We start from the raw sequence: 6,436 nt of genomic DNA, 5'->3' as shown, positions 1-6,436 counted from the left end.
GTGTTGTACAGATAGCAGCTGTTAGAGTAGTTTTACCGTGGTCAACGTGGCCGATAGTACCAACGTTTACGTGCGGTTTTACACGTTCAAATTTTTCTTTAGACATGAGTAGTCCCTCTAGGTACGGATTTAGGTGGCCCGAATTGACCACGCAACCAAAAAAGATAATTGGTAAATCTTATATCAAAAGGAAATAACTTTAAGAGCTGGTGCTGATAGGCAGACTCGAACTGCCGACCTCATCCTTACCAAGGATGCGCTCTACCACCTGAGCTATATCAGCACTCAAATTAGAGTGGAGCGGGCAGCGGGAATCGAACCCGCATCATCAGCTTGGAAGGCTGAGGTAATAGCCATTATACGATGCCCGCAACACGTAACTCTGAGAGCTATTTCCTAAAGAATATGGTGGAGGGGGACGGATTCGAACCATCGAAGGCAGTGCCGGCAGATTTACAGTCTGCTCCCTTTGGCCACTCGGGAACCCCTCCAAAATTTCATGCCATTCTTACTACAATTGCTTCTAATGAAACAGGAAAGAATGGTGCCGACTACCGGAATCGAACTGGTGACCTACTGATTACAAGTCAGTTGCTCTACCTACTGAGCTAAGTCGGCATAAGTGGTGCGCATTCTATTGAATGATTTTCTAGGTTGCAATAGCTATTTTAAAAAAAATCGTAAAATTCGACTTTTTAGAATCGATTGCTGCAAAATCATACAAACCTCGCTTTTTAAAGCAAACTTTCGAGCTTTGTCGTTTGCTTTGCTCGGAGCTTGTTGTATGTTCTTGCTCTCTATGAAACCAAGGATAAAAGAGATCCATGAGTCCATTTTTGTCATTTGACCGTGCTGAATGGGCAGAGTTACGTAATTCTGTTCCAATGACACTCTCTGAAGACGACTTAAAAGCGCTTCAAGGCATTAATGAAAACCTCACTATGGAGGAAGCGGTAGAGATCTACCTTCCTTTGTCTCGTCTATTGAATTTATACGTTCAAGCTCGCCAAAGTCGCAACTCCGTTCTACAGGAATTCCTAAATACGGAAGAGCACGCTCCGCCATTCGTGATTGGTATTGCGGGAAGTGTTGCAGTAGGAAAAAGCACGACAGCGAGACTTCTTAAGGCTCTGCTATCTCGCTGGGAGAACCACCCTAAAGTGGCCTTAGTGACAACAGACGGTTTCTTATATCCAAAGAAAGTATTGGAAGATAAAGGCATCATGCATCGTAAAGGCTTTCCCGAGTCTTACGATATCAAACGCTTGGTAGAATTTGTTTCTGATGTAAAAGCTGGCCAGCCTAACTTAGAAGTGCCTGTCTATTCGCATATCACTTACGACATTACAGACGAAAAGAAAAAAGTGGATCGTCCTGATGTGTTAATCATTGAAGGGTTAAACGTTTTACAAAGCGGTATGGATTACCCGCACGATCCGCATCGCGTATTTGTTTCTGATTTCCTAGATTTTTCTATCTATGTGGATGCAGAAACAGACACCATCGAGCAATGGTATATAGAAAGATTCTTGAAGTTTCGTAGAGGTGCCTTTACTAAGCCAGGCTCATACTTTAGCCACTATACCCAGCTATCTGTAGAAGAGGCGAAAAATAAAGCTAAAGACATATGGCATTCAATCAACGGGCTGAACTTAGAACACAATATCCTTCCAACTCGTGAAAGGGCTCATCTGATTCTGCATAAAGGCCCAAGCCATTTGGTGGATAAGGTTTCTTTGAGAAAGTAACCTTACCCTTAACGACAGGGCTAGTCATTTTTCCTTAAGGAGATCTCTCCGCCAACATAGGTCTCCAATCCATTTTCAGTTTCAAGCACTACCCCACCTTGCTGGTCGATGCCCTTCACTATGCCATGAATCTCTCTTGGCCCCATCAACAGTTTAACTGAGCGTCCAATAAAATTATCTAAACGATTCCAGCGGTCAACAAAACCTGCCAATCCCGCCATTTCATATTCTTCTAGCGCGTTTTTCCAATGCTCGATTAGCTTTATCGCTAGCTGAGTGCGGTCAATCAAAACATCATCACTCACTTGGTTCAGAGTCGTCCAAGGTTGATCAATTTCTGGCTGCATATCTGGCATTCCGATATTTAACCCCATGCCGATCACCAAATGCGCAGCTCCACCGGCTTGACCCGACATTTCCACCAAAATACCCGCCAATTTCTTATCTTGGTAATAGATGTCATTCGGCCACTTCAATTTGACGCCATCGATACCAAGGCTTTCTATTGCCTCTACAGCAGCGATACCAACAACCAAGCTCAAGCCCATCGCTGCAGCCATACCAGCATCCAATCGCCAGTACATCGATAAGTAAAGGTTTGTTCCAAAGGGAGATATCCACTGGCGTCCACGCCTTCCTCGCCCTTTAGCCTGATACTCTGCAAGACAAACTCGCCCCTTGTCTGACTCATTCACTTTATCAAGCAAGTATTGGTTAGTAGAGTCAATAACCGAGATCAACTCTATTGGCGTCTCTACTTTAGCTTGCAATTGAGTCTCATCGAGCAACTGCAAAGGCTGGGCTAGCTGATACCCTCGCCCTTGGATACGGTAAATATCCACCCCCCAATCATTAAGCCCTTTGATATGCTTAGCAATGGCAGCTCGAGAGATACCTAACTCCTGCCCTAACGCTTCTCCTGAATGGAAATCTCCGTCACTGAGCGCTTTGAGAATATGCAATTTTACTGAGTGTTCTTTTCTCATTGCATTGCCTCAATTTTAGCTAAATTGGTCTCGCCCTTGCTATTCATAAAGCGGACTTCATGCTCTAGTTCAATTTGGTATTTATCCCAAACTGTCTTCTTCACTAAAGAAGCCAACTCGACCACATCGCTAGCACTGCAATTATCTACATTGGTTAATACTAAAGCTTGCAATGGGTTCACCTGAGCCCCATTGACTGACACGCCTTTGAGCCCACATTGGTCAATCAACCAACCAGCCGCAACCTTCATCCCCTCTTTTGCTGGGTAAGCCACCATGTTGCTATGTTTCTGAATGAGTTGATCATAATGATCTTGGCTGATCACGGGGTTTTTGAAGAAACTACCCGCATTGCCCACTTTTGTAGGATCCGGTAATTTTTCCATGCGCACTTGGCAAACACGTTCAAAAATAGCGAGTGGGCTGAGCTCTTCTTCTGGAATACTTTGTAGAGGGCCATATTGATTAATAGCTTGCCATTGCTTAGGCAACTTGAGACCAACCGCAGTAATAAAACACTTCTCATATAGTTCATGCTTGAAGATAGAGTCGCGATAACCAAACAAGCACTCTTCGGCACTCATTCGTTTAGTATCAAAACTAGCCAAATCAAGAATGTCGACATATTCACAAATATCTTGTAGCTCTAAACCATAAGCACCGATATTTTGAATTGGCGCCGAACCCGCACACCCTGGGATAAGCGCAAGGTTTTCCATGCCGCCCATCTCTTGCTTAACACTCCATTCGACCAAATCAGGCCAATCTTCTCCCCCCTCAATATGCAGTAAGTAATGCTCATCCGTTTCAGTCACGGTTTTACCCATTAAACGGTTGATTATCACCATACCTTCATAGTGCTGAGTGAACAGCATATTACTGCCTTTACCTAAGAAGAGCTTAGGTATGTCTTGATAAGCTTTGTCTTGGAAGAGTTGTATCACGTCGTCAACAGATTCAACGATCGCTAAATACGCACAAGTTTGTTCTATACCAAATGTGTGAAAAGCCTTAAGGCTCGCGTGTTTCTTAATTTCCATAGTGGATTTGCAACGCCAGATGAGATTCTCTTAAACTATGAGCATTCTACATTAGTTATCTTTTAGCCGCAGTGACAATACCTAGCTCATTAATCATAGAAGTGTTAAATCCGATCAAACTGCCTCTCATCAAGAGGTTGTACAAAGCTCATTATCCCGCAGGGAGAGCAAAGCGAGACGAATTGATCGTAACCGCCACCTTAGAGGGCAGTATCATTGCTTTACTAAGATTGAAGACCATTGAGCAATCACGCCTATTGACAGGTATGCTCGTAGTCCCTGAATACAGAGGGACAGGTGTAGGGAATGCCTTGCTTACTCATTGTGAAAACACAGTTTTCAGCGATGGCGATTATTGCTTTGCTTTTAATCATTTAGAGCACTATTACACTCAACACGGATTCAAAACCATTGATAGCTCTACACTCCCCAACTCTCTAAAAATGGCGTATCTGCGCTATGTAGACAGTGGTAAAGATCTCATTCCAATGCAATTCATTACTTCTGACACTCCAAACAGCGTGGTTTTGTAGCCATAGAATTCATATCTTTGGTAAAATATCAGGTTCGCAATATTGCACTTAATTAAGGTACTCACACCGGTATGATAGTAAGTAGGAACCCATTCGAACAGTTGCCAAGTCTCGCTGTTAAGCCTGAAGACTTCGAAGTTCTGCATGCTGCAGAGACTTTCAGAACTCGTCTTCTTGATGCGATCAGCAAAGCAACGTCGCGAATTTACCTAGTCGCTCTATATCTGGAAGATGATGAAGCTGGCCGTGAAATCTTCACAGCGCTCTATGAAGCGAAACAGCGCAATCCTGGATTGGACATCAATATCTGTGTAGATTGGCACCGAGCGCAACGAGGTCTTATTGGTGCAGAGTCATCAGAAGGCAACGCAGCACTTTACAAAGCGTTCGCGAAGAAATACCAACACTCTATTCCCGTCTATGGAATTCCAGTGCGTGGAAGGGAAGTCTTTGGAGTACTTCACCTTAAAGGCTTTATCGTTGATGACACCGTGATTTACAGCGGCGCTAGCCTCAATAACGTGTATTTACACTACAACGATCGTTACCGCTTCGACCGCTACCATGTCATTCAGCACAAAACATTAGCTGACTCTATGGTGAGATTCATCCAAGACGAAATGATCGCTCACCCTGCAGTCAACGACCTAGCGGGCAAAGATAAGCCTGAAACAAAAGAAATCAAAGCAGACATCCGCCAACTTCGCTCTTCATTAGCACGCGCTAACTATGAGTTCGAAACTGAGCTCGCTAGCGAAGAAGATGTAAAAGTCACGCCGCTTGTTGGCCTAGGCAAACGTCGTAATTTACTCAATCAGAAAATCGTTAAGCTGCTTGCTGCCGCTCAGAACGAAATTTTCATCTGCACCCCTTACTTTAACTTCCCTAAAGCGATTAATCGCGAAGTGAAACGCGCAATGAAGCGTGGTGTAAAAGTCACTATCGTAGTGGGTGATAAAACGGCAAACGACTTCTACATCTCTCCGGAAGAAGAGTTCAAGACCATAGGTGGCCTACCATATCTATACGAACTCAACTTACGCCGATTTGCGAAAGCCAACGAGGCAAGCATTGCTGCACGCAAACTGTCTATCCACCTTTGGAAGCATGAAAATAATAGCTTCCACCTAAAAGGTATCTGGGTTGATAAGCGCTACATGCTGATGACTGGTAATAACTTGAATCCTCGTGCATGGTCTCTAGACTTAGAAAATGGTCTATTAGTGCAAGATAACTACGCGAAGATGACCGACAAGTTTGAGCAAGAAGTTGCAAACATTCTTGAACATACTCAGCTTATCTGTACATATAGACAATTAGAAAAAGTTGAAGACTACCCAGTAAGCGTTCAGAAGCTGGTTCGCAAGATCACACGAATTAAAGCAGATGGCGTGCTTAAACGTATTCTTTAAGACGTCTACTTAAGTTATAAGCAAGCCCAGTATTTTCATACTGGGCTTTTTTGTTACTTGTAATCAGGGATTAGCAAGCCACTATAGAGAGCAAACAGTAAGCACTCTACTCTATTCTCGGCAACACCAAAGAACGTAGCTGTCCACTTCCCTCTGACCCTTTCAAAGGACTATTAACCTATGGCGTTAAATTGTTTTAGGAAGGAATTGTTAGACGAACCAACGAGTAAGCAGACGTATAGTGTTTCCTAGCTTCGACGTTTCTATCGGGAGACTTGAGTACTTTACGCGGGAGGGCTAAGCGATAACCCCAAGGATTCGATTCATTTTTTGGTTTCAGATAAAGAACAACTAGGAAAAGGGCAGAAACGAAAAGACTCCAGTATTTCTACTAGAACCTCAAATATTTCAGGGGTTGGACTCAGAGATTGGGGCAGGCTGGCGATCTAATTCCCACTACGCGCTATTTTGATATTAGAGGAATCCGTTGCTCTTCCAACAGGCTGGAATTCTTTTCTCCAGATACGAAAAAGGCTCTAGTCGAAAGACTAGAGCCTTAAATATGGCAGGGGTGGAGAGATTCGAACTCCCAACACGCGGATTTGGAATCCGCTGCTCTGCCAATTGGAGCTACACCCCTGTAGAAACTACAGCTTATCACATTGTAGATTCAAAAAAACCTCGCAAAAGCGAGGTCTTCGAAATAAGTGGCGGAGC

Annotated in this window: 6 protein-coding genes and 5 tRNA genes; 3 read left to right on the top strand and 8 right to left on the bottom strand. The window is 43.8% G+C overall.

What is annotated here, in order from left to right; all coding sequences use genetic code 11:
- From KIT90_RS27755 to KIT90_RS27735, 5 genes are all read right to left on the bottom strand, one after another.
- A partial coding sequence (locus KIT90_RS27755) for a GTP-binding protein (protein ID WP_253819661.1) occupies positions 1-106 on the bottom strand: 106 nt, incomplete at its 3' end.
- A 101-nt stretch (positions 107-207) separates the two neighbouring features.
- Positions 208-283: transfer RNA gene (locus KIT90_RS27750), tRNA-Thr, on the bottom strand.
- A 13-nt stretch (positions 284-296) separates the two neighbouring features.
- Positions 297-371: transfer RNA gene (locus KIT90_RS27745), tRNA-Gly, on the bottom strand.
- A gap of 35 nt (positions 372-406) precedes the next feature.
- A tRNA-Tyr gene (locus KIT90_RS27740) sits at positions 407-491 on the bottom strand.
- A 51-nt stretch (positions 492-542) separates the two neighbouring features.
- A tRNA-Thr gene (locus KIT90_RS27735) sits at positions 543-618 on the bottom strand.
- 206 nt (positions 619-824) lie between these two features.
- Between KIT90_RS27735 and coaA the strand changes: the two genes are divergently transcribed.
- Complete coding sequence (gene coaA, locus KIT90_RS27730; RefSeq protein ID WP_039989388.1) at positions 825-1,748, top strand: type I pantothenate kinase; 924 nt, start codon at positions 825-827, stop codon at positions 1,746-1,748.
- A 20-nt stretch (positions 1,749-1,768) separates the two neighbouring features.
- Here coaA and birA read toward each other — a convergent pair whose 3' ends face one another.
- Both birA and murB read right to left on the bottom strand, forming a co-directional pair.
- Positions 1,769-2,734: a bifunctional biotin--[acetyl-CoA-carboxylase] ligase/biotin operon repressor BirA gene (gene birA / locus KIT90_RS27725; RefSeq protein ID WP_285379771.1), complete on the bottom strand. Its 966-nt coding sequence runs from the start codon at positions 2,732-2,734 to the stop codon at positions 1,769-1,771.
- Positions 2,731-3,774 (bottom strand): UDP-N-acetylmuramate dehydrogenase, encoded by a 1,044-nt coding sequence (gene murB, locus KIT90_RS27720; RefSeq protein WP_285379769.1) that lies wholly within the window; start codon positions 3,772-3,774, stop codon positions 2,731-2,733. Before murB ends, birA begins: the two co-directional genes overlap by 4 nt.
- Positions 3,775-3,875: 101 nt before the next feature.
- Here murB and KIT90_RS27715 point away from each other — a divergent pair, with 101 nt between their 5' ends.
- Positions 3,876-4,307 (top strand): GNAT family N-acetyltransferase, encoded by a 432-nt coding sequence (locus KIT90_RS27715; protein ID WP_199459505.1) that lies wholly within the window; start codon positions 3,876-3,878, stop codon positions 4,305-4,307.
- Between the two features lie 71 nt (positions 4,308-4,378).
- Positions 4,379-5,719, top strand: a complete 1,341-nt coding sequence (gene pssA / locus KIT90_RS27710; protein ID WP_122068645.1) for a CDP-diacylglycerol--serine O-phosphatidyltransferase — start codon at positions 4,379-4,381, stop codon at positions 5,717-5,719.
- A 563-nt stretch (positions 5,720-6,282) separates the two neighbouring features.
- Here pssA and KIT90_RS27705 read toward each other — a convergent pair.
- A tRNA-Trp gene (locus KIT90_RS27705) sits at positions 6,283-6,359 on the bottom strand.
- Positions 6,360-6,436: the final 77 nt, after the last annotated feature.

Source organism: Vibrio sp. B172a (genome assembly GCF_030248355.1).
GTDB lineage: Bacteria > Pseudomonadota > Gammaproteobacteria > Enterobacterales > Vibrionaceae > Vibrio > Vibrio owensii.
The sequence above is the reverse complement of the archived record's forward strand: the minus strand, read 5'-3'. Positions and strand labels throughout refer to the sequence as shown.